Origin of the sequence: Streptomyces sp. T12, from assembly GCF_028736035.1 — a bacterium.
Lineage (GTDB): Bacteria > Actinomycetota > Actinomycetes > Streptomycetales > Streptomycetaceae > Streptomyces.
Genome location: NZ_CP117866.1, coordinates 3,668,340 through 3,691,003 on the forward strand (window position 1 = coordinate 3,668,340; position 22,664 = coordinate 3,691,003).

Annotated in this window: 17 protein-coding genes; 14 read left to right on the plus strand and 3 right to left on the minus strand. The window is 71.9% G+C overall.

Features of this window, described 5'->3' with window-relative positions:
- Nucleotides 1-108 precede the first annotated feature (108 nt).
- Both PBV52_RS16330 and PBV52_RS16335 read right to left on the minus strand, forming a co-directional pair.
- Nucleotides 109-2,358: an ATP-dependent RecD-like DNA helicase gene (locus tag PBV52_RS16330; RefSeq protein WP_274239097.1), complete on the minus strand. Its 2,250-nt coding sequence runs from the start codon at nucleotides 2,356-2,358 to the stop codon at nucleotides 109-111.
- 65 nt (nucleotides 2,359-2,423) lie between these two features.
- Nucleotides 2,424-2,789 (minus strand): hypothetical protein, encoded by a 366-nt coding sequence (locus PBV52_RS16335; protein ID WP_274239098.1) that lies wholly within the window; start codon nucleotides 2,787-2,789, stop codon nucleotides 2,424-2,426.
- Nucleotides 2,790-3,016: 227 nt separating this feature from the next.
- Between PBV52_RS16335 and PBV52_RS16340 the strand changes: the two genes are divergently transcribed.
- The 11 genes from PBV52_RS16340 to PBV52_RS16390 all read left to right on the plus strand — a co-directional run bounded on the left by PBV52_RS16340 (nucleotide 3,017) and on the right by PBV52_RS16390 (nucleotide 18,020).
- The gene (locus tag PBV52_RS16340; protein ID WP_274239099.1) at nucleotides 3,017-4,054 is read left to right on the plus strand and encodes a LacI family DNA-binding transcriptional regulator; all 1,038 of its coding nucleotides are present in this window, start codon (nucleotides 3,017-3,019) and stop codon (nucleotides 4,052-4,054) included.
- A complete protein-coding gene (locus PBV52_RS16345; protein ID WP_274239100.1) occupies nucleotides 4,051-5,580 on the plus strand; it encodes a sugar ABC transporter ATP-binding protein in 1,530 nt (509 codons plus the stop codon). Before PBV52_RS16340 ends, PBV52_RS16345 begins: the two co-directional genes overlap by 4 nt.
- On the plus strand, nucleotides 5,570-7,519 hold the full coding sequence (locus PBV52_RS16350) for a substrate-binding domain-containing protein (protein ID WP_274239101.1): 1,950 nt from the start codon (nucleotides 5,570-5,572) through the stop codon (nucleotides 7,517-7,519). Before PBV52_RS16345 ends, PBV52_RS16350 begins: the two co-directional genes overlap by 11 nt.
- Nucleotides 7,520-7,623: 104 nt before the next feature.
- Nucleotides 7,624-8,526, plus strand: coding sequence for a ribokinase (locus PBV52_RS16355; protein WP_274239102.1), 903 nt, complete (start codon nucleotides 7,624-7,626; stop codon nucleotides 8,524-8,526).
- On the plus strand, nucleotides 8,523-8,912 hold the full coding sequence (rbsD, locus tag PBV52_RS16360; protein ID WP_274239103.1) for a D-ribose pyranase: 390 nt from the start codon (nucleotides 8,523-8,525) through the stop codon (nucleotides 8,910-8,912). The genes PBV52_RS16355 and rbsD overlap by 4 nt, the downstream gene beginning before the upstream one ends.
- Nucleotides 8,913-9,173: 261 nt before the next feature.
- The gene (locus PBV52_RS16365) at nucleotides 9,174-9,560 is read left to right on the plus strand and encodes a DUF937 domain-containing protein (protein WP_274239104.1); all 387 of its coding nucleotides are present in this window, start codon (nucleotides 9,174-9,176) and stop codon (nucleotides 9,558-9,560) included.
- A 61-nt stretch (nucleotides 9,561-9,621) separates the two neighbouring features.
- Nucleotides 9,622-10,056 (plus strand): CU044_2847 family protein, encoded by a 435-nt coding sequence (locus PBV52_RS16370; protein WP_274239105.1) that lies wholly within the window; start codon nucleotides 9,622-9,624, stop codon nucleotides 10,054-10,056.
- Nucleotides 10,057-10,059: 3 nt separating this feature from the next.
- Nucleotides 10,060-12,240: a trypsin-like peptidase domain-containing protein gene (locus PBV52_RS16375; protein WP_274239106.1), complete on the plus strand. Its 2,181-nt coding sequence runs from the start codon at nucleotides 10,060-10,062 to the stop codon at nucleotides 12,238-12,240.
- Nucleotides 12,237-13,187, plus strand: coding sequence for a MoxR family ATPase (locus PBV52_RS16380; protein WP_274239107.1), 951 nt, complete (start codon nucleotides 12,237-12,239; stop codon nucleotides 13,185-13,187). The genes PBV52_RS16375 and PBV52_RS16380 overlap by 4 nt, the downstream gene beginning before the upstream one ends.
- A gap of 3 nt (nucleotides 13,188-13,190) precedes the next feature.
- Nucleotides 13,191-16,622, plus strand: coding sequence for an SAV_2336 N-terminal domain-related protein (locus PBV52_RS16385; protein WP_274239108.1), 3,432 nt, complete (start codon nucleotides 13,191-13,193; stop codon nucleotides 16,620-16,622).
- 534 nt (nucleotides 16,623-17,156) lie between these two features.
- On the plus strand, nucleotides 17,157-18,020 hold the full coding sequence (locus tag PBV52_RS16390) for a maleylpyruvate isomerase family mycothiol-dependent enzyme (RefSeq protein WP_274239109.1): 864 nt from the start codon (nucleotides 17,157-17,159) through the stop codon (nucleotides 18,018-18,020).
- 80 nt (nucleotides 18,021-18,100) lie between these two features.
- Here the strand turns inward: PBV52_RS16390 and PBV52_RS16395 are convergent, their stop codons facing one another.
- Nucleotides 18,101-19,147 carry a LacI family DNA-binding transcriptional regulator gene (locus tag PBV52_RS16395; protein WP_274239110.1) on the minus strand — a complete coding sequence of 349 codons (1,047 nt, stop codon included), beginning with the start codon at nucleotides 19,145-19,147 and terminating at the stop codon, nucleotides 18,101-18,103.
- 337 nt (nucleotides 19,148-19,484) lie between these two features.
- On the opposite strand from PBV52_RS16395, the gene PBV52_RS16400 reads away from it, so the two are divergent.
- From PBV52_RS16400 to PBV52_RS16410, 3 genes are read left to right on the plus strand one after another with little or no spacing between them, the layout of a single operon-like run.
- Nucleotides 19,485-20,642, plus strand: a complete 1,158-nt coding sequence (locus PBV52_RS16400; protein ID WP_274239111.1) for a Gfo/Idh/MocA family protein — start codon at nucleotides 19,485-19,487, stop codon at nucleotides 20,640-20,642.
- The gene (locus PBV52_RS16405; protein ID WP_274239112.1) at nucleotides 20,639-21,793 is read left to right on the plus strand and encodes a dihydrodipicolinate synthase family protein; all 1,155 of its coding nucleotides are present in this window, start codon (nucleotides 20,639-20,641) and stop codon (nucleotides 21,791-21,793) included. The genes PBV52_RS16400 and PBV52_RS16405 overlap by 4 nt, the downstream gene beginning before the upstream one ends.
- A gap of 32 nt (nucleotides 21,794-21,825) precedes the next feature.
- Entirely contained in the window at nucleotides 21,826-22,623 is a 798-nt protein-coding gene (locus PBV52_RS16410) for a sugar phosphate isomerase/epimerase (RefSeq protein WP_274249414.1), read from the plus strand.
- Nucleotides 22,624-22,664: the final 41 nt, after the last annotated feature.

Consider the following 22,664-nt stretch of genomic DNA (forward strand, 5'->3'; position numbering starts at 1 on the left):
TCCGGAAGTGCTCTGTGACCTTCACGACTCGTTTGATCGATCATTTTTTTCGATGCCTCACGAATCGCCAGGTCAGGAGGGGGCACGCCGACAGGGGCGGAAACAGGGTCAGGAGCCCGCGAGCCGGAAGTCGAGCGCCGTGCAGCGCCGGCCCGCCGACACCGTGCGCACCGCCTGGCCGATCGCCTTGCGTGAACCCACGAGGACGACCAGGCGCTTGGCGCGGGTCACCGCCGTGTACAGCAGGTTCCGCTGGAGCATCATCCATGCTCCGGTGGTGACGGGGATCACCACAGCGGGATATTCACTTCCCTGTGAACGGTGGATCGTCACCGCGTACGCGTGCGCCAGTTCGTCCAGTTCATCGAATTCGTACGGAACCTCCTCGTCCTCGTCCGTCAGCACCGTGAGCCGCTGGTCGACCGGGTCGAGCGAGGTGACCACGCCCACCGTGCCGTTGAAGACGCCGTTCTTCCCCTTCTCGTAATTGTTGCGAATCTGGGTGACCTTGTCGCCGACGCGGAAGACCCGCCCGCCGAACCGCTTCTCCGCCAGATCGGGGCGGCCGGGGCTGATGGCCTGCTGGAGCAGGCCGTTCAGATTGCCCGCGCCGGCCGGCCCTCGGTGCATGGGGGCCAGGACCTGGACGTCCCGGCGCGGGTCGAGACCGAACTTGGCCGGAATGCGGCGGGCCGCCACGTCCACCGTGAGCCGTCCGGCCGCCTCCGTGTCGTCCTCGACGAAGAGGAAGAAGTCCTTCATGCCGTCCGTGACCGGGTGCTGCCCGGCGTTGATCCGGTGCGCGTTGGTCACCACGCCGGACTGCTGGGCCTGGCGGAAGACGCGGGTCAGGCGTACGGCGGGGATCGGGCCGCCGTCCGCCAGGAGGTCCCGGAGCACCTCCCCCGCACCGACGCTGGGCAGCTGGTCCACGTCCCCGACGAAGAGCAGATGCGCGCCCGGCGGTACGGCTTTGACCAGCTTGTTGGCGAGCAGCAGGTCCAGCATGGACGCCTCGTCGACCACCACCAGGTCGGCCTGGAGCGGGCGGTCCCGGTCGTACGCCGCGTCGCCGCCCGGCTTGAGCTCCAGGAGGCGGTGGACGGTGGAGGCCTCGGCGCCGGTGAGCTCGGCGAGGCGCTTGGCGGCGCGTCCCGTGGGGGCGGCCAGCACGACCCTGGCCTTCTTGGCGCGGGCCAGCTCCACGATCGAGCGGACCGTGAAGGACTTTCCGCAGCCGGGGCCTCCGGTGAGGACGGCGACCTTCTCGGTGAGCGCGAGGCGCACCGCCTGCTCCTGCTCGGGGGCGAGGTCGGCGCCCGTACGGCTCTTCAGCCAGCCCAGGGCCTTGTCCCAGGTCACGTCACGGAAGCCCGGCATCCGGTCCTCGTCGGTGCGCAGCAGGCGCAACAGCTGGGCGGAGAGGGAGAGTTCGGCCCGATGGAAGGGGACGAGGTAGACGGCGGTCACGGGCTCCGAGTCGCCGTCGGGACCGGGCACCTTCTCCCGTACGACACCGGGGTCGCCGCCGTCCTCGGGGACCTGGGCCAGCTCCCCGAGGCACTCGATGACGAGCCCGGTGTCGACCTGGAGCAGCTTCACCGCGTCCGCGATCAACTGCTCCTCGGGGAGGTAGCAGTTGCCCTGGTCGGTGGCCTGCGACAGCGCGTACTGCAGGCCTGCCTTCACCCGCTCCGGGCTGTCGTGCGGGATGCCGACGGACTGGGCGATCTTGTCGGCGGTGAGGAAGCCGATGCCCCAGACGTCGGCCGCCAGCCGGTACGGCTGGTTCTTCACGACGGAGATCGAGGCGTCGCCGTACTTCTTGTAGATGCGCACGGCGATCGACGTCGAGACCTCGACCGTCTGGAGGAAGAGCATGACCTCCTTGATCGCCTTCTGCTCGTCCCAGGCGTCGGCGATCTTCTTGGTCCGCTTGGGGCCGAGGCCGGGGACCTCGATGAGCCGCTTGGGCTCCTCCTCGATGATCTTCAGGGTGTCCAGGCCGAAGTGCTGGGTGATGCGGTCGGCGAAGACCGGGCCGATGCCCTTGACCAGGCCGGAGCCGAGATAGCGGCGGATGCCCTGGACGGTGGCCGGGAGGACGGTGGTGTAGTTCTCGACGGTGAACTGCTTGCCGTACTGGGGGTGGGAGCCCCAACGGCCCTCCATCCGCAGCGACTCGCCGACCTGGGCGCCGAGCAGCGCGCCGACGACCGTGAGGAGGTCGCCCGCCCCTCTGCCGGTGTCGACCCGGGCGACCGTGTAGCCGTTCTCCTCGTTGGCGTACGTGATGCGCTCCAGGACGCCTTCGAGTACCGCCGCTCGCCGCTCGTCGCTCCCCGCCTGATTGGACATGATCCGACGCTACCGCCCGGGTCCGACAACGCGGACGGCCTGTGGACAGGGCGGCGCCCCGCCGGTCACCCCGCCTGCGCCGTCACGTGGTCGATCACCTGCTGGAAGTCCTCGGTCGGCGAGAACTCCACGAACTCGCAGTCCTCCAAGGCCACGGGTACGTGGCCGGGCGCCCAGTAGTAGGCCTGCCCCGCCTCGTAGTACTCCTCGCCCTCGGGGGTCAGCATCCGCAGCCGGCCCTTCAACAGGTAGCCCCAGTGCGGGCACTGGCAGGCGTCGCCGTCGAGGCCTTTGAGGGCGGGGCCCATGTCCGTGCCCTCGGGCAGACGGATGTAGCCGACGGACATGCCGCCGCCCATGGGCTTGGTGCGCACCTCCACGCCCTCGCCCGCGAGGGCGACGGGTACGTCGTCGCGAGTCGCTGCCGTCATGACTCCTCCGCTCCGGCCCGCGCGGGCCTCGAGGAAACGCCCCGTGCACCTCCAGCCTGGACCGGCCCGGAGTGCGCCGCGACATCACGATCCGGTTTCGGGATGTGGTTGAGGGCTTGATTAACCCCCGTGTAATCGATTCCAATCCTCCGTACACGTCGATGTAATCGATTCCACAAGGACCGGCCATCGACTCCACGAACGATCCACGAGGAGGTGGAGCGGCGATGGCGAGCATCAAGGACGTCGCTGCCGAGGCGGGCGTCTCCGTCGCCACGGTCTCGCGCGTCCTGAACGACCATCCGTCGGTCAGCGCCGAGGCACGCACGCGCGTGCTGGCCGCCGTCGAGACCCTGGGCTACCGCCCGAACGCCGTCGCCCGCTCCCTGCGCACCGACCAGACCCACACCCTCGGCCTGGTCATCAGCGACGTGCTGAACCCCTACTTCACCGAACTGGCCCGCTCCGTCGAGGAGGAAGCCCGCGCGCTCGGCTACAGCGTCATCATCGGCAACGCCGACGAGCGGCCCGACCTCCAGGACCACCACGTGCGGAACCTGCTGGACCGCCGTATCGACGGACTGCTGGTCTCCCCCACCGACGGCGGCTCGCCGCTGATGCTGGACGCCGCGCGCGCGGGGACGCCGATGGTCTTCGTGGACCGGTGGATCCCGGGCGTGGACGTGCCGGTGGTGCGATCGGACGGGCGGGCCGCCGTACGGGACCTCGTGGCCCATCTGCACGGGCTCGGGCACCGGCGGCTCGCGATCATCGCGGGACCGGCGGCGACCACGACCGGGCGGGAGCGGGTGGAGGCCTTCCGGGAGGCGCTCGGCGCGTACGGGCTCGAACTCCCCGACGCCTACATAGGGCAGGGCGACTTCCAGGCCGAGAGCGGGCGGCAGGTCACCGAGGGCTTCCTCGACCTGCCCGAGCCGCCCGAGGTCGTGTTCGCGGCCGACAACCTGATGGCGCTCGGCGCGCTGGACGCCGTACGCGCGCGTGGGCTGCGCGTGCCGGACGACCTCGCGCTCGCGGCGTTCGACGACATCCGGTGGTTCGTGCACACCGATCCGCCGATCACCGCGATCGCCCAGCCGACGGGCGAGCTGGGCCGGGCCGCCGTACGGGCCCTGGTCGACCGCATCGAGGGCCGCCCCGGCGAGTCCGTCACCCTCCCCGCCCGTCTCGTCGTACGCCGCTCGTGCGGCGAACCACCGGCTCCCTCGGAGCCGTCCCCCGTAACGAACAGGAGCCAGTCGTGAGCAACGCGGACGAGTTGCTGCGCATCGAGGGCATACGGAAGGCCTTCCCGGGCGTGGTCGCGCTGGACGGCGTCGACTTCGATCTGCGCCGGGGCGAGGTGCATGTGCTGCTCGGCGAGAATGGCGCGGGCAAGAGCACCCTCATCAAGATGCTCTCCGGCGCCTACACGCCCGACGCCGGGCGGATCCTGGTCGGCGGTGAGGAGACGCGCATCCACGGTGCGCAGGACTCCGAGCGCCTCGGGATCGCCACCATCTACCAGGAGTTCAACCTCGTTCCCGATCTGACGGTCGCCGAGAACATCTTCCTGGGACGCCAGCCGCGCCGCTTCGGGATGATCGACCGGAAGAGGATGGAGGCCGACGCCGAGGTCCTCCTCGCGCGCGTGGGCGTGAACGTGTCGCCACGTGCGCGTGTCCGTGAACTCGGCATCGCCCGCCTGCAGATGGTCGAGATCGCGAAGGCGCTCAGCCTGAACGCGCGCGTGCTGATCATGGACGAGCCGACGGCCGTGCTCACCTCGGAAGAGGTGGAGAAGCTCTTCGCGATCGTGCGCAAGCTGCGCGAGGACGGCGTCGGGGTCGTCTTCATCACGCATCACCTCGAAGAGATCGCCGCCCTCGGCGACCGGGTCACCGTCATCCGCGACGGCAAGTCCGTCGGGCAGGTGCCTGCCGCCACGCCCGAGGACGAGCTCGTACGCCTCATGGTGGGGCGGTCCATCGAACAGCAGTACCCGCGTGAAATGCCCGAGAAGGGCGCCGCGTTGCTGTCGGTCGAGGGGCTCACCCGCGACGGCGTCTTCCACGACGTCTCCTTCGAGGTGCACGCCGGTGAGGTCGTCGGGATCGCCGGGCTCGTGGGCGCCGGTCGTACCGAGGTCGTGCGGGCCGTGTTCGGCGCGGACCCGTACGACAAGGGCAGCGTGAAGGTCTCCGGGGCGCCCCTGAAGGGCCACGACGTCAACTCCGCCATGTCGGCCGGTATCGGGCTGATCCCCGAGGACCGCAAGGGCCAGGGTCTCGTCCTGGACGCGTCCGTCGAGGAGAACCTCGGTCTGGTGACGCTGCGCTCGGCCACGCGCGCGGGGCTCGTCGATCTCAAGGGCCAGCGGGAGGCCGCCGCCCGGATCGCCGAGCAGCTGGGCGTACGGATGGCCGGACTCCAGCAGCACGTAAGGACTTTGTCCGGCGGCAACCAGCAGAAGGTCGTCATCGGCAAGTGGCTCCTCGCCGACACCAAGGTGCTGATCCTCGACGAGCCCACGCGCGGGATCGACGTCGGCGCCAAGGTCGAGATCTACCAGCTCATCAACGAACTGACGGCCGCCGGTGCCGCCGTACTCATGATCTCCAGCGATCTGCCCGAGGTGCTCGGCATGAGCGACCGGGTCCTGGTCATGGCCCAGGGCCGGATCGCTGGTGAACTCCCCGCCGACGAGGCCACCCAGGACGCCGTGATGGCCCTCGCCGTCTCCAACCCCACGAACGACAAGACCGGAACGGAGGCCTCCCGTGGCCACTGACACGCTCAAGAGCAAGCCGGGCGCGAGTGGCGCCTCGGGGCTTCGCCGCCTCCTGCTCGACAACGGCGCGCTGACCGCGCTGATCGTCCTCGTCATCGCGATGTCGGCGCTGTCCGGCGACTTCATGACGACGGACAACCTCCTCAACGTCGGCGTCCAGGCGGCCGTGACCGCCATCCTCGCCTTCGGTGTGACCTTCGTGATCGTCTCGGCGGGCATCGACCTGTCGGTCGGCTCGGTGGCGGCCCTGTCGGCCACCGTCCTCGCCTGGAGCGCGACTTCGGAGGGCGTGCCGGTCTTCCTGGCGGTCCTGCTCGCCATCGCGACCGGCATAGCGTGCGGCCTGGTCAACGGCTTCCTGATCTCGTACGGCAAACTGCCGCCGTTCATCGCGACGCTCGCCATGCTCTCGGTGGCCCGCGGCCTGTCCCTGGTGATCTCGCAGGGCTCCCCCATCGCCTTCCCCGACTCGGTCTCGCACCTCGGTGACACGCTCGGCGGCTGGCTGCCGGTGCCGGTGCTCGTGATGGTCGGCATGGGCCTGATCACGGCGTTCGTGCTCGGCCGGACGTACATCGGACGCTCGATGTACGCGATCGGCGGCAACGAGGAGGCGGCCCGCCTCTCCGGTCTGCGGGTGAAGAAGCAGAAGCTCGCGATCTACGCCTTCTCCGGTCTGTTCGCGGCCGCCGCGGGCATCGTGCTCGCCGCCCGGTTGTCCTCCGCGCAGCCGCAGGCCGCGCAGGGCTACGAGCTGGACGCGATCGCCGCGGTCGTCATCGGCGGTGCCTCGCTGGCCGGTGGTACGGGCAAGGCGTCGGGCACTCTGATCGGCGCGCTGATCCTGGCGGTGCTCAGGAACGGCCTCAACCTGCTGTCCGTGTCCGCCTTCTGGCAGCAGGTCGTCATCGGTGTCGTGATCGCGCTCGCCGTGCTCCTGGACACCGTGCGGCGCAAGGCGGGGGAGACCCCGGTGGCGGCCGGTACCGGTGGCAGCAAGGGCAAGCAGGCGACGACGTACGTGCTCGCGGCCGTGGTCGCGGCGGCGATCGTCGGGGCCGGCTCCTTCCTGCACAGCGGCTCCGCGGACGCGTCGAAGACGCAGAAGATCGGTCTGTCGCTGTCGACCCTCAACAACCCGTTCTTCGTGTCGATCCGCTCCGGTGCGCAGGCCGAGGCGAAGAAGCTGGGCGTGGACCTGACCGTCACCGACGCCCAGAACGACGCCTCGCAGCAGGCCAACCAGCTGCAGAACTTCACCAGTGAGGGCCTCGGCACGATCATCGTCAACCCGGTGGACTCCGACGCGGTGACCCCGGCGGCGAAAGCGGTCAACAAGGCGGACATCCCGCTCGTCGCCGTCGACCGCTCGGTCAACAACGCCACCACCGCCGCGCTCGTCGCCTCCGACAACGTCACCGGCGGCAAGCTCGCCGCCAAGGCACTCGCCGAGAAGCTGGGCGGCAAGGGCAAGATCGTGATCCTGCAGGGCCAGGCGGGCACCTCCGCCAGCCGTGAGCGCGGCTCGGGCTTCGCCGAGGGCCTGAAGGCCTACCCGGGCATCGAGGTCGTCGCCAAGCAGCCCGCCGACTGGGACCGCACCAAGGGCCTGGACGTCATGGCCAACCTGCTCCAGGCCAACCCCGACATCGACGGCGTCTTCGCCGAGAACGACGAGATGGCCCTCGGCGCGATCAAGGCACTGGGCGCCAAGGCCGGCAAGTCCGTCCAGGTCATCGGCTTCGACGGAACCGCGGACGGTCTCAAGGCCGTCGAAGCGGGCACGCTGTACGCGTCGGTGGCGCAGCAGCCGACGGAGCTCGGCAGGATCGCCGTGCAGAACGCGGTGAAGGCCGCCGCGGGCGACAAGGTCGAGAAGGCGGTGATGGTGCCGGTGAAGGTGGTCACGAAGGAGAACGCGGCCGGCTTCACGGGCTGAGAACGACGGGCGGGCGGGTCCTGGACGGGATCCGCCCGCCTCGGCTTTCACTACGGGGACCAACCAGGTCAACTCATTACGAGGACCAACCAGGGGAGCAACTCATGTACGACTACGACCTCCTGGTCGTAGGGTCGGCCAACGCCGACCTGGTGATCGGCGTCGAGCGTCGGCCGGGGGCCGGCGAGACCGTGCTCGGCTCCGATCTGGCCGTCCACCCGGGCGGCAAGGGCGCGAACCAGGCGGTCGCCGCCGCCCGGCTCGGGGCCCGTACGGCCCTGCTGGCCCGGGTCGGCGACGACGCGCACGGCCGGCTGCTGCTCGACTCGCAGCGGGCGGCCGGTGTCGACACGGTGGGCGTCCTGGTCGGCGACGCACCGACCGGCGTCGCGCTGATCACGGTGGACCCGTCCGGGGACAACAGCATCGTGGTCTCACCCGGCGCCAACGGACGGCTCACGCCGCAGGACGTACGGGCCGCCGCGAGCCTCTTCCAGGCGTCCCGGGTGGTCTCGGCCCAGCTGGAGATCCCGCTGGAGACGGTCGTCGAGGTCGTGCGCAGCCTGGCGGACGGCGGCCGCTTCGTCCTCAACCCCTCCCCGCCCCGCCCGCTGCCCGCCGAGGTGCTGGCGGCCTGCGACCCGCTGATCGTGAACGAGCACGAGGCGAAGGTGATCCTCGGCGACTCCGCGGTCGGCGACACCCCCGAGGACTGGGCACGGATCCTGCTCGCCAAGGGCCCCCGCTCGGTGGTCGTGACCCTGGGCGCCGAGGGTGCCCTGGTGGCCTCCGCGGAGGGGGTGACGCGGGTTGCGTCCGTGAAGGTGGACGCGGTGGACACGACGGGCGCGGGCGACGCGTTCACGGCCGCGCTGGCCTGGAAGCTCGGGACGGGCTCGGCCCTGGCCGACGCGGCGGCGTACGCGGCCCGGGTCGGGGCGGCGGCGGTCACGAAGGAGGGCGCGCAGGAGTCGTTCCCGACGGCGGCGGAGGTCGGGGTCCTGTGAAGAAGGCCGGAATCCTGAACCGTCACCTCTCCGGCGCCCTCGCCGAGCTGGGCCACGGCGACGGTGTGCTGGTGTGCGACGCCGGCATGCCGATACCCGACGGCCCGCGGGTCGTCGACCTGGCCTTTAGGGCCGGGGTGCCGTCCTTCGCCGAGGTGCTGGACGGTCTGCTGGCCGAGCTGACGGTGGAGGGCGCGACTGCGGCGCAGGAGATACGCGAGGCCAATCCGGCGGCGGCCGCGCTGCTGGAGGGCGAGTTTCCCGGGCTGGAGCTGGTCACGCACGAGCGGCTCAAGGAGCTGTCGGCCGGGGCGCGGCTGGTCGTACGGACCGGGGAGGCACGGCCGTACGCGAATGTGCTGCTGCGCTGCGGGGTCTTCTTCTGACCTGCCGAGCGCAGAAGGCCGTAGGAGCGTCAGGAAAACCGTAGGAACGTTTCGAGGGGCCCGGTCCGTCGACCGAGCCCCTCGGGTTTCCCTCCCCAATCAGAACCCCCGCGATCCCCCCGGATCCCCCTCCAGAAGTCCTGATGCCAAGTACGACCCGCAAGGTGGGGGAAGGGTTGTACGGTCTCCGCGGATTTTTTTCCGGCGCGTCTCGACGCCTTCGAAATGCCCGGAAATCTGGACAGACGTAGCGTTTCAGATATGTCAGAGGTAGACGAAAACCCCCTCACATCCCTACAGAACGACGTGCTCGACGAGCTCGGCGACGACCGGATCGGCGACATCGCGGTGCTCCTGGGCACCGACGAGCCCGGTGCCCGGCAGATGGTGTGTACGACGGTGTCGGCCCTGTCCGGCGAGGCGGAGACCGTGGCCACCCCGCACGATGCCCCGCTCACCGGCGTGGCCACCGTGGGCGGCTTCGCCACCGGCGGCCTGATGGCCGGGGTGCTGGCGGAGGAGGCCGGGTCGGTCGCGCGCGCGGTCGCCGGGCGGACGGGGCTGCCGCCGGCCGCCGTGTCACGGGTCGTGGAGACGTTGATTCCGGCGGTGCTGGCGGTGCTCACGAAGAGGGCCGCGAAGAAGTAGCGGCCCTCGGATCTCGTCGAACAGGGTCTCCTTTCGACCCGTGATCGGCACAATGGCAAGGGTGTCGGACTTCAGCGAACTCCAACTCGCCGACGGGACATCCGTGCGGTTCCAGCTCGCTCCGGGGGACGGATGGATCGCCCCCGAGGAACCGGCCGACGACCTCCCGGACGGCATGGGCAGCACCGTCCCCGTGTCCCGTGGCGGTCGTACGGCGGCCACCCTCGCGGTCGACACGCTGCGCAGCACCCTGCGGCCGCTCGGACCGTTCCTGCAGGAGGTGCACGAGGCGGTGGTGGCCTCCGAACGTCCACCGCAGGAGGTGAGCGTCACCTTCGGTGTGCAGGTGGGGCACGATCTCAAGCTCGGCATCGTCGGGGGCAGCGGGCAGGCCCATCTGACCGTCTCGGCCACCTGGCAGCCCGCGCAGGCCACGCAGGCCACGCAGGCCACGCAGGCCACGCAGGCCACGCAGGCCACGCAGGCCACGGACTGACGCATGGGCTGGTTCGTGAGGGCGGACCGGTCGGCCTCCGCCGATCCACGGCACTGTGTGGTCTCCGTACTGGGGACCGCCGGCGGACGGAGTGTGGGGGCGGGCGTCCTGCTCACCCGGGACCAGCTGCTGACCTGCGCCCACGTCGTCAACGACGCGCTGGGCCGGGCCCCGTTCGATCCCCGTCGCCCGGCCGACGACAAGGTCCCGATCGTGCTGCACGGTCCGTCCACGACGGTCCGCTACGACACCCGCGTCGCCTACTGGGTGCCCGCACGCCGCCGCGACGGCACACCGGGCGTGTCGGAGACCGAGGACCACGAGTGGCTCGGCGACCTGGCCGTCCTGCGGCTGGAGACCGTACCGAGCCGGCAGGTCCCGGCACCGCAGTGGCGGCCGATGACGATCGGCCAGTCCCTGCGCGCCTGGCACGGCACCGGGTTGAGCCACACCTTCGCGGACGTGCGGGTCAAGACCTGCGACGAGGCCTTCGGCTACCTGGACGGCGACGCCACCGGCATGGCCATCGGGCCCTCCTACAGCGGCAGTCCGCTGTGGTCGGTCGGGGACAACGCCGTGGTGGGCCTCGTGGCGGGCCACGTCATGCCGCCCGCCGAGCGGACGACCGGCCGGCCGCTGCCGTTCAGCTCCCAGCACATCGCCCGGCGCAGCTGGGGCATCCCCTGGCAGCGCGTCGAGGCGGAGTTACGGGCCGCCGGCGCGGCCGAGCTCTTCGAGGCGCCAGTGCCCGATCTGGACGATCCGGCGCTGCCGGTGCTGGTCGACCTCCTGTACCGCCTCATGCCGTCGCCGACACTGCGCGGCGACCACGCCCGCGCCGTGGCGGAGCGCTGCGGCTACGACCATCCCGGTGGCGGCCTCACCGCGCCCACCCCGGAGGAGTTCGCGAGCCTGCTGCTGACCGAGCCCCGGGCGCTGGCCGCGCTCGTCGAGGTGCTGCACCGGCAGGAACCGGGTGCCGTACCGGACCTGATCGCCGTCGGCCGGATGTCCCGGGTGCCGAAGCTGCTGTCGCCGCGCGAGCACCACAGGCTGGTGAACCAGCTGGACGGCCTGTCCGCAGGGCTGCGGGCCCGGCTCCCCGAGGTGGTGCGGGCCGCCCTGCCCCTGGCCGCCACCTTCCCCGGCGGCGACACGGTCAAGGGCCTCCTCGACCACCTGGAGAGCCTGTCGGGCGACAGCCGTACCGATGCGGACGGGCTGCGGGTGCCTGGACTGCTCCGGGTGATCGAGTACCTCGCCGCGCTGTGTCCGCTCGGGCCGCAGGCGTCCCTGCGCCTGTGGACGGACGCCGTCGTCGACCGGCTGAGCATTCCCCGCGCGTCCCTCGCGGAGCGCCGCACCGACGCCGAGGAGTGGGCCCGGGCGCAGCGCGAGCTGACCGCTCCGGCGTGGGTGTCGGCCCATGTGGAGCGGGCCGGCGCGGACCGGTACCGGCTGCGGGTGTGGTGCGACGAGGGCACCGGTCCGCGGCAGACCTCCGTGGACGGCGAGACGGTGCGCAGCGGGGCGCAGGCGGCGCGCGAGCTGCTCAAGGCCCTGGAGTCGCTGTACCGGGCCGCTCCCGACCGCGGCCGGCCCGTCCTGGAGGTGCACGTCGACCGGGACGGGCTGGACCTGCCCGTCGACGAGTGGGGCGGCGGCTTCGACGACGGGCCCGGCGCCTTCGGACCCGCCGACCTGCCCGGCGTGCTCGGCGCCGAGTTCCCCGTGGTCGTCACCTGCCCGGAACTCCTGCACCGGCACGAGCGTTTCCATCCCGACTGGCGCCACCGCTGGAGACGCCTCGACTCGGACGCCGCCCTGACGTTCGCCGACCCCGCCCAAGGCCGGAACGAGGTGTACGGCGCCCTGTTGGCGGACAAGGACGCCGTCCGGGTCTGCGTCGACGTGCCCCCTCGCTCACGTGCCGAGATCGTGCAGACGTGTCTGATGATGGGGGTGCCCGTGGTGATCTGGGACCGCGGAACGCGGCAGGGCTCGCATGCCGTGGCCCGGCTGTCCGCCGTACACGTACGAACCCTGCCGGAGGGGGCGCGGGCGTACCGGGCGATGAGCCTGGGCAGTCCGCGGCAGTTCTCCGGTCGTCCCGTCGTCGCCTGGTCGGACGCGGACCGTTCGGTGCCCCGGCTGCATCTGGCAGAGCCTCAGGAGAACCCATGAGCACCTCGACGAACGGCAGTTGGCGGATCTTCCGCGGGGACGGTGTGCCGCGCTCGGTCACCATGCCGCCCGCCCCGCCCTGGCGCCGCTTCCGCGCGTCGGACGGGGATCGGGCGCCGCTGCCGTATCTGATCGCCCGCGAGCACGCGGACGTGGTCAACGCGGCGCTCCATCTGCGCCGGCCACTGCTGGTGACGGGGCCCGCGGGCACCGGCAAGTCGTCACTGGCGCGAGCCGTCGCGCATGAGCTGAGCCTCGGCGCGCTGCTGCGCTGGCCGGTCAACAGCCGCTCCGGCGTGAAGGAGGCGCTGTACGAGTACGACGCGATCGGGCGGCTGCGGGAGACCACGCTGAGCCGGGACCGGGGTGGCGTGGAGCCCGGCATCGGCAGCTTCATCCGGCTCGGGCCGCTCGGCACGGCGCTGGCGCCGCAGGCCACGCCGCGTGCGCTGCTGGTCGACGAGATGGACAAGGGCGACGTGGACCTGCCCAACGACCTGCTGACGGTGTTCGAGGAGGGCGTCTTCGAGATACCCGAACTGGCCCGGCTGCCCGAGGAGATGGCGGACGTGGACGTCCTCACCGCCGACCACCAGGGCTGGGTGACGGTCCATCAGGGCCGGGTGCAGTGCACCGAGTTCCCGATCGTCGTCATCACCAGCAACGGCGAGCGGGACTTCCCGCCCGCGTTCCTGCGCCGCTGCATCCGCCTGGACCTGCCGATGCCGGACGAGGAACGCCTGCGGGCCATCGTCGCCGCCCATCTCGGCCCCGAGCTCCTCCCCGAGGTCGACGACCTCCTCCAGGCCTTCCTGCGCCGCCGCGCCCCCGGCGAACTCGCCACCGACCAGCTCCTCAACGCCGTTTTCCTGCGCACGAACGGCGTGGACCTCGATGCCGACGGCCTCCTCGACGCGGTGCTCCACCAGCTGACGGGGACGGTGTGACCGGTGCGGGAGGGGTGGGGGGCCGACGGGGAGGGGCCACGTCGACGGACACCGGCGGACGGAGCCGACCGTCTGGGCGCGGTGCTCGGCGTGCTCAAGGGTGCGGGGTACGACCTCGACGCCCATGAGGTGCTGGACGTGCTGTGGCTGGCCAGTCGGCTGCCGCCGGACGACCGTGAGCTGCCGCTGCGGCGCCTGCTGCGCGGTGCCGGGATTCCCGCGCAGCCCCCGCCCCCGCAGCAGCCGCTCCCCGACGAGCGCGTCACCGAGCCCGACGGCGAGGCCCCCGGCTCGGACCTGCCCGACCTGACGATGCCCGAGCTGCACGCCGCACCCCTGCCCCAGCAGTTGCCCGAGCTGCCCCGGCTGCCCCCGGCTGCGGACAGCGGCAAACCGGCGCTCCCCCTGCTCGTACCGGAGGAGAAGGCCCTGCGCGACGAGCTGGTGATCGGGCGGGCGCTGCGTCCCCTCAAACGGAAGCGGCCGAGCCCCCGGCTGCGCGAACTGGACGAGGCGGCCACGGCGGCCCAGCTGGCCGAGACCCGGTTGCCCGATGTCGTGCTGCGCCCCACCCGGGTGCGCTGGCTGAACCTCGTCGTGGTGGTCGACGACGGTCTGTCGATGCTGCTGTGGCACCGGCTCACGGCGGAGCTGCTGACCACCCTGCAACGGCTCGGCGCCTTCCGGTCGATCCAGGTCCGCGGGATCGACACCCGCTCCGTGGACGCCCCCGTGCTGCGCGGCCACCCCTTCGACCCGGACAGCTCCGTGCTGTCCCCCTCGGTGCTGCTCGACCCCTCCGGCCAGACCCTCGTCCTCGTGGTGAGCGACGGCATGGGCTCCGGATGGCGCGGCGGTGCCGTCCACGACATCCTGCTGGAGTGGGCCGCCAGTGGCCCGGTGGCCGTCCTGCACACCCTGCCGCCGGCCCTGTGGGGCGGCTCCGGCATCCGGGCCGACCGATGGCAGGCCACCACCCGAAGGCCGGGCGGCGCGAACACGTCGTGGCACATCACCGACCGCGTGCTGCCCAAGGAGCTCGCCGAGTTCACCGGCGTCCCCATCCCGGTCCTGCAGCCCACGGCCGCCTCCCTGCGCACCTGGGCCGAACTCCTGACGTCACCGGGTACGACCGTCGAGCTGCCGCTGCTGGCCCGCCCCTGGCAGCGCGGTCCCGTCGCGCCGCCCCGCGAGGTGGGCAGCCTGCAGCACTTCCGGGACGCGGCCTCCCCCGAGGCCTACCGGCTGGCCGCCCATCTGGCCGCGGTCTCCCCGGTCTCCGTCCCGGTGATGCGCCTGGTGCAGTCGGCGGTGCCGTGGGAGGCCCGCACCACGCATCTCGCGGAGGTCTTCCTCGGCGGTCTCATCCACCCGTACCCCGCCCCCGTACCGGGGCCGCTGCCCGCCAAGCACCGCGTCTTCGACTTCACCGAGGAGAGCAAGACGGCCCTGCTGGACGCCGTGCCGAGCGGCGAACTGCTGCGCACCGGACGCCGTATCGGGCGGCGTCTGGAACAACTGGCGGGCCGCTCCCCGGACTTCCCGGCCTGGCTCGCCCATCCCGAGGGCGTGGACCGGCTGCCGGCCGCCTTCCCGTCCTTCACCGCCGTCGAACGCCGGCTGATGGCCCGGTTCGGTGTGACCGTCCCCGGCCCGGCGGCCGCACCTCCACCCCGGGTGGTACGGCCCCCGGTGTGGAACCCCCTCACCCCGCAGGACCCCACCCGTCTCGGCCACTACGACCTGCGCGGGCGCCGTCTGGGCCGCCGTACCGTCGTCTACCTCGGCGTGGACCAGCGGGGCGCGGAGGTGGCGCTGCGCACCGTACGGCCCGAACTGCCCGCCTCCACCGCACAGTTGCTGGACACCGAGGCGAAGGCGCTGACCCGGCTGGACGGCCGCTACGCGCCCGATCTGCTGGACACCGGTCAGGACGGCCGGACCCGGTGGATCGCCGTGCGGCTGTTCCCGTCGGCGGGCGGCTCCCATGCCCAGCCGCCACGCCTGAGCGACCTTCTGGCGTACGTCGGCCCCGACCAGGCCGGCGCCTTCGACATCCTCACCAGCCTCCAGCTCGGCTGGCATCTGGCGAGCGCGCTGAGCGTCTGCCACCTCAACGAACTGGTGCCCGCGGACCTCTCGGCCGACTCCGTGGTGGTTCTGGAGCGGACGGTGCTGCTGACGGGGCTGGCGGACTGTGCCGTCGACGGCGAGTTCCACGGCTCGGGCGTCCCGCCCACGAAAGAGGGCAACATCAGGGACCTCGGCGAGCTCCTGAGGCAGGTCAGCAGCCGTCCACGGCCCCCGTTCCCCGGCTCTCCCGAGGGCATGCACCGCTGGTCGGGCGACACCTGGCAGCCGTTGCGAGAGCTCGTGCTCAGGTGCCTGGATCCCGATCCCACGGCGCGCCCCGCGGCCAGCGAGGTGGCCGACAAGCTGGCGCAGTACGTGGCGATCGCGCAGGCGATGCGAGGCGGGGCGGCGACGGGGGCCGCACCGCCGGTGCCGGAACGCGGACCGGCGGGCGCGCCGCCGCTGACGCCGAGCCCGGCACCACCGCCGGAGCAGGCCGGGTTCCCCGCGCGAAGGCCCGGCGTGCCGTCACGGGCGACCGCCGCCCGGCAACCGTCCTTCGGCCGCTTCGGCAACCGCGAGCGCGCCCCCAGACTCGCGGCCGTGCGGCGTCCGCTCACCCGCAGCAGGCGCGTCGCCCTGGTCGGCGCCCAGTCCAACTCCGGCCGGGTGACCACGACGGTGGTCCTGGGTTCGCTCCTCGTCGCGCTGCGCGACCAGGCCGTGCTGGCCCTGGACGGCGCACCGGCCGCCGGTGACCTGCACGTCCATCTGCCGCCGGACGCGTCCTCGACCCCGCGCCAGCTGACGCGGCTGTCGGCGGACGCCCCGTACGAGGAGATCCGCCGGCACACGAGCCTGCTGCCGTCCGGTCTGGAGGTGCTCGCCCATCGCGCTCTGCGCGCCACGCCGAGCCCGGCGTACGCCGACGAGTACCGCCACATCATGGCGCTGGTGACCCGGCACTACCCCGTCGTGCTCACCGACTGGGCGGCGAGCCGGCTCGACGCCCCCGCGAACGTGGTGCTGGAGCACACGGACCAACTCGTCGTCTGCTGCACCGCCCGGGAGGACACGCTCGCCATCGCCGGGGACATCCTCGACACCCTGCGCGACCGCGGCTGGGGCACCCTCGCCGACCGTGCCGTCGTCGCCGCGACACTCACCGGGGTCAACCAGTCCGCGGCCGAGATCGCCCGCTCCGGCGCCCTCGACCACTTTCCGGCCGCCACCGTCATCCCCTACGACCCCCACCTGGCCGACCCCCGCCCGATCGACCTCACCCGCCTCAAGCCCCGCACCGCCAACGCCTTCCTGGAACTCGCGGCCCTCACCATGACCGGCCCGGCACAGACCGCATGAGCACACCCACCACTCCGGCTGACTCCGACCCGGCCCGACGACGGGCAACTCCGACCACGAACAAACCCGGCAACACACAAAACCCGGTGGCCGACCCAACACCACGACCCCGCCCGATCGACCTCACCCCCCTCAAGCCCCGCACCGCCGACACCCGCCCGGAACTCGCGGCCCTCACCATGACCGGCCCGGCACAGACCGCATGAGCACACCCACCACTCCGGCTGACTCCGACCCGGCCCGACGACGGGCAACTCCGACCACGAACAAACCCGGCAACACACAAAACCCGGTGGCCGACCCAACACCACGACCCCGCCCGATCGACCTCACCCCCCTCAAGCTCCGCACCGCCGACACCCGCCCGGAACTCGCGGCCCTCACCATGACCGGCCCGGCACAGACCGCATGAGCACACCCACCACTCCGGCTGACTCCGACCCGGCCCGACGACGGGCAACTCCGGCGATGGATAAATCGGTCGACGGGTAAATCCAGTGGCCGACCCAACCCCGCGACGCCAGCCTGGAGTTCATGGACCCGCAGCACACAGAACCGCCCGACCACCCCTGGCTGGGCCCCCCGATCGACGCCCGCCCCCTCTTCGCACCCGAGCACACCGCCCTGATCGCCACCCTGCGCGCACTGGCCCCGGCCGACTGGGCCCGGGAGGCGGTGCCCGGCTGGGGCGTGCGGGATGTCGCCGTGCACGTGCTGGGCGACTGCTACGGGCGCCTCGCCCGGCACCGCGACGGGCACCGGGAGGGCCCCGGCTTCGCGCCCGGCGAGGACTTGGCGGCGTACATCCACCGCATCAACCAGGAGTGGGTCGACGCCCACACCAGGGTCAGCCCCGCCGCGCTCACCGACACCCTGGAGCTGGTCGGCGCCCAGGTGGCCCGCCTCTTCGAGGGCACCGACCCGGCGGCGCCCTCGATCGGGGTCTCCTGGGCCGGTGTCGATCCGGCGCCGATGTGGCTGGACACCGCACGGGAGTTCACCGAGTACTGGACCCACCGCCAGCAGATCCGCCATGCCACCGGCCAGGGCACCGACCCCGACCCGAGGCCCCTCTCCGTGGTCCTGGACACCTTCCTGCGCGCCCTGCCGCACACCCTGCGCGAGACCACCGCGCCCGTCGGCACCCAGGTCCAGGTCCACGTGGACGGCCCCGCCGGCGGAACCTGGACGGCGACAGCCACCACTGCCGAGGGCAACTGGTCCCTGGCCGAGCCACCCCTCGCCCGCCCCGCCGCCCTCGTCCACCTGGACCCGGAGACGGCCTGGCGCCTGTGCGTCCGCGGCATCGAACCGGCCGACGCGCTCAGCCGTGCCCACACCGACGGCGACCTGCGACTCGCGGAAGCCGCCTGCCAGATCGTGTCCATCGTCCGATGACAGGGCAGCCGCACAGGACCGCACTCCGCCGGAACCCACACGAGGTCGGACCCACACGAAGTCGGACCCCACAGGAGCTCTTACTCCCGAGGCCCCCCAGAAGACCCCCGAACCATCAGCTCCCCCCGAATCGTCGCGATCCCCCCGGGCGGCGGCTCCTCCCGCCCCATCGCGATCCGCCCGGCCCGCGCCCCCGCGTCCGACAACGGCAACCTGACCGTCGTAAGGGAAGGCACCGCATCGATGCTGAACGGAAGGTCGTCGAAGCCCGCCACCGACACGTCGTCCGGAATCCGCAACCCCGAATCCCGCAACGCCGCACACGCCCCCAGCGCGACGGAGTCGTTCGCCGCGACCACGGCCGTCAGCGACGGATCCCGGCGCAACAGCTCCAGCGTCGCCTCATAGCCCGACTGCCGGTCGTAGCGGCCGTAGACCGTCCAGCGCGGGTCCTCCTCGATGCCGTGCGCCTGGAGCGCGGCCCGGTGGCCCTCCAGCCGATGCCGGGTCGTCGTGCGCTCCTGCGGGCCCGCGATGTAGCCGAGGCGTCGATGCCCCAGCCCGATCAGGTGCTCGGTCAGCTCACGTCCGCCCCCGCGGTTGTCGAAGGTCAGCGCGATCGCGCCCGTGTCCGGCGCCGGCGGCCGACCGCACAGCACCACCCGTGTCCCGGCGTCCGCCAGCTTCCGCAGCTTCGCCGCGACCGCCGCCGCGTGCGGCGCGTCCTCCACGGCACCGCCGGTCAGCACGACCGCGGCCGCCCGCTGCCGCTGGAGCAGGGTCAGATACGTCAGCTCGCGCTCCGGAGAGCCCCCGGTGTTGCAGACCACGGCCAGCCGCTCGCCGCCCGCCCGGCCGCCCGGACCCCCGATCTCCAGCTGGATCGCGCTCGCCATGATCCCGAAGAAGGGGTCGGCGATGTCGTTGACCAGGATGCCGACCAGGTCGGACGTGGCCGCGGCCAGCGCGCTCGCGGGACCGTTCAGTACGTAGTCCAGCTCGTCCACCGCCCGCAGCACCCGCTCGCGGGTGGAGGCGGCGACGGGGTAGTTCCCGTTCAGCACGCGCGACACCGTCGCGGGGGAGACCTGGGCGCGGGCCGCCACGTCCGCCAGGGTCACCGTCATCTCGTCGTCCTCCGGTCGCGCATCTCGTCGTACCCCTAACCCCTCGTGCGTGCTCACCACGTGCTCACGGACGAGGCCTGCCTCCTCGTAGACAGGCCGCCCGTGGCCACGGTTCCGTGTATGTCGAGCAGACCTTACGGCCAACAACCCTCGTCGTTCGTCCCCTCGAACAACTCAACCCCGTCACGGTCTTGTCTACACCGCTGCTCAGAGGCTAGCTTCTCATCAGATAGAAAGCGCTTGCTGTGACGCTCAACAGGGTAGGGGCGTACGCGGCGCGCACAACCGCGTACGAAGCGCGCACGAACACTGCGCAGACACCTACGAAGGGAACGACGTGACACGCAAGACGGTGCGTATCGCCATGAACGGTGTGACCGGGCGCATGGGCTACCGCCAGCACCTGGTCCGCTCCATCCTGGCCATCCGCGAGCAGGGCGGCCTCGACCTCGGCGACGGCACCGTGCTGTGGCCGGAGCCGATCCTGGTCGGCCGCCGCGAGCACGCCCTGAAGGCGCTCGCCGAGCAGCACGGCCTGGGCCTGGAGAACGTCTCGACCGACGTCGACGCGGTCCTCGCCGACCCGACCGTCGACATCTACTTCGACGCCCAGGTCACCTCCGCCCGCGAGGAGGCGATCCGGAAGGCGATCGCCGCGGGCAAGCACATCTACACCGAGAAGCCGACCGCCACGGGGCTGGAAGGCGCCCTGGAGCTCGCGCGGCTGGCCGCCGACGCCGGCATCAAGCACGGCGTCGTGCAGGACAAGCTCTTCCTCCCGGGCCTGCTGAAGCTGAAGCGGCTCATCGACGGGGGCTTCTTCGGGCGGATCCTCTCCATCCGCGGCGAGTTCGGCTACTGGGTCTTCGAGGGCGACTGGCAGGACGCGCAGCGGCCGTCGTGGAACTACCGGGCCGAGGACGGCGGTGGCATCGTTGTCGACATGTTCCCGCACTGGGAGTACGTGCTGCACGAGCTGTTCGGCCGCGTGAGGTCCGTCCAGGCCATCGCCACCACCCACATCCCGCAGCGCTGGGACGAGAACGACAAGCCCTACGACGCCACGGCCGACGACGCCGCGTACGGCATCTTCGAGCTCGACGGCGGCGCCATCGCCCAGATCAACTCCTCCTGGGCCGTGCGCGTCAACCGCGACGAGCTGGTGGAATTCCAGGTGGACGGCACCGAGGGCTCCGCGGTCGCGGGCCTGCGCAACTGCCGCGTCCAGCACCGCTCCCTCACCCCCAAGCCGGTCTGGAACCCGGACATCCCGGCCACCTACTCCTTCCGCGACCAGTGGCAGGAGGTCCCGGACAACGCCGAGTTCGACAACGGCTTCAAGGCCCAGTGGGAGCTGTTCCTCAAGCACGTCTACGCCGACGCCCCCTACCACTGGGACCTCCTCGCCGGTGCCCGCGGCGTCCAGCTCGCCGAGCTGGGCCTGAAGTCCTCGGCCGAGGGCCGCCGTATCGACGTCCCGGAGGTCTCCCTGTGACCGTCCGACTCCCTGACTTCAAGGGCGGCTTGAGGGCGTACGAGCCCCGCAGCGAGCCGCTCGCCCTCACTCCGGGCGCGCCCCTCACCTCCCGTACGGTCTTCTCGGCGGCGCACGTCGTCGCCGACCCGTACGCCGATGTGTCGCCCGACTCGGCCGCCGCCGTCGACTGGGACGCCACCCTCGCCTTCCGCCGGCACCTGTGGTCCCACGGGCTCGGCGTCGCCGAGGCCATGGACACCGCCCAGCGCGGGATGGGCCTGGACTGGGCGGGCGCGGCCGAGCTGATCCGCCGCAGCGCCGCCGAGGCGAAGGCGGTCGGCGGGCTGATCGCCTGCGGTGTCGGCACCGACCAGCTCACCGGCCCGGCGTCCCTGGACGAGGTCCGGGCGGCCTACGAGGAGCAGCTTGCCCTCGTCGAGGAGTCCGGTGCGCAGGCCATCCTGATGGCCTCGCGGGCGCTGGCCGCCGCGGCGAAGGGCCCCGAGGACTACCTGCAGGTCTACGGCCACCTCCTGCGCCAGTCCGCCGAGCCGGTGATCCTGCACTGGCTGGGCCCGATGTTCGACCCGGCGCTGGAGGGCTACTGGGGGTCGAGCGACCTCGACGCGGCCACCGACACCTTCCTGGAGGTCATCGCCGCGCACCCCGACAAGGTGGACGGCATCAAGGTGTCGCTGCTGGAGGCCCAGCGGGAGATCGACATCCGCCGCCGCCTCCCGCAGGGCGTGCGCTGCTACACCGGCGACGACTTCAACTACCCCGAGCTGATCGCGGGCGACGAGAAGGGCTTCAGCCACGCCCTGCTCGGCATCTTCGACCCGCTGGGCCCGCTGGCGGCCGAGGCGGTCCGGGTCCTGGACACGGGGAATGTCGGCGGCTTCCGTGAACTGCTCGACCCCACGGTCGAGTTGTCCCGCCACCTCTTCCAGGCGCCGACCCGCTTCTACAAGACGGGCGTGGTCTTCCTCGCCTGGCTGGCCGGCCACCAGTCGCACTTCACCATGGTCGGCGGCCTGCAGTCGGCCCGTTCCCTCCCGCACTTCGCCCGCGCCTACGAACTCGCCGACGGACTGGGCCTCTTCCCGGACCCGAAGCTGGCCGAGGAGCGGATGAAGAACCTGCTCGCCCTGTACGGAGTGGCCCAGTGAGCACCGGACTTGAACGCTTCTCCATCAACCAGATGACGGTGAAGCAGCTGAGCATGCCCGAACTGGTCGAGGCGTGCGGCGAGTTGGGCGTGGCGAACGTCGGCCTGTGGCGCGAACCCGTCCAGACGTACGGCCTGGAGGCGACGGCCAAGCTGGTCCGTGACGCCGGCCTGACGGTCACCACCCTGTGCCGCGGCGGCTTCTTCACGGCGATCGACCCGCAGGAGCGGGCGAAGGCGCTGGACGACAACCGCCGGGCGGTCGACGAGGCGGCGACGCTGGGCACGGACGTCCTGGTGCTGGTGTCCGGCGGTCTGCCGGCCGGCTCCAAGGACCTGCACGGGGCGCGGGAGCGGATCGCAGACGCGCTCGGCGAGTTGGGCCCGTACGCCGAGGAGCGCGGCGTGAAGCTGGCCATCGAGCCGCTGCACCCGATGTACGCCTCCGACCGCTGCGTGGTGTCGACCCTGGCCCAGGCCCTGGACCTCGCGGAACGCTTCCCGGCCCACCAGGTCGGCGTCACCGTGGACACGTACCACATCTGGTGGGACGACACGGCGCCGCAGCAGATCGCTCGGGCGGGGGCAGGTGGCCGTATCCACACCTTCCAGCTCGCCGACTGGACGACACCGCTGCCGGAGGGCGTGCTCACCGGGCGCGGCCAGATCGGGGACGGGGCGATCGACATGCGGGAGTGGAAGGGGTACGTCGAGGCGGCCGGTTACAGCGGGGCCATCGAGGTCGAGCTGTTCAACGACGGGCTGTGGGCGCGGGACGGACGGGAAGTGCTGGCCGAGACCGCGCAGCGCTTCGTGGAGTACGCCGCGTAGTGAGGCGGGGTGGTCCGCCCTCGCCGGGAGGGCGGACCACC

Excerpts from the sequence above, each read along its gene's own strand:
- PBV52_RS16410 (WP_274249414.1), top strand. The coding sequence starts at position 21,826 with ATGACGGTGAAGCAGCTGAGCATGCCCGAACTGGTCGAGGCGTGCGGC.
- PBV52_RS16365 (WP_274239104.1), top strand. The coding sequence starts at position 9,174 with ATGTCAGAGGTAGACGAAAACCCCCTCACATCCCTACAGAACGACGTG.
- PBV52_RS16390 (WP_274239109.1), top strand. The coding sequence starts at position 17,157 with ATGGACCCGCAGCACACAGAACCGCCCGACCACCCCTGGCTGGGCCCC.
- PBV52_RS16340 (WP_274239099.1), top strand. The coding sequence starts at position 3,017 with ATGGCGAGCATCAAGGACGTCGCTGCCGAGGCGGGCGTCTCCGTCGCC.
- PBV52_RS16395 (WP_274239110.1), bottom strand. The coding sequence starts at position 19,147 with ATGACGGTGACCCTGGCGGACGTGGCGGCCCGCGCCCAGGTCTCCCCC.
- PBV52_RS16355 (WP_274239102.1), top strand. The coding sequence starts at position 7,624 with ATGTACGACTACGACCTCCTGGTCGTAGGGTCGGCCAACGCCGACCTG.
- PBV52_RS16375 (WP_274239106.1), top strand. The coding sequence starts at position 10,060 with ATGGGCTGGTTCGTGAGGGCGGACCGGTCGGCCTCCGCCGATCCACGG.
- PBV52_RS16335 (WP_274239098.1), bottom strand. The coding sequence starts at position 2,789 with ATGACGGCAGCGACTCGCGACGACGTACCCGTCGCCCTCGCGGGCGAG.
- PBV52_RS16330 (WP_274239097.1), bottom strand. The coding sequence starts at position 2,358 with ATGTCCAATCAGGCGGGGAGCGACGAGCGGCGAGCGGCGGTACTCGAA.
- PBV52_RS16380 (WP_274239107.1), top strand. The coding sequence starts at position 12,237 with ATGAGCACCTCGACGAACGGCAGTTGGCGGATCTTCCGCGGGGACGGT.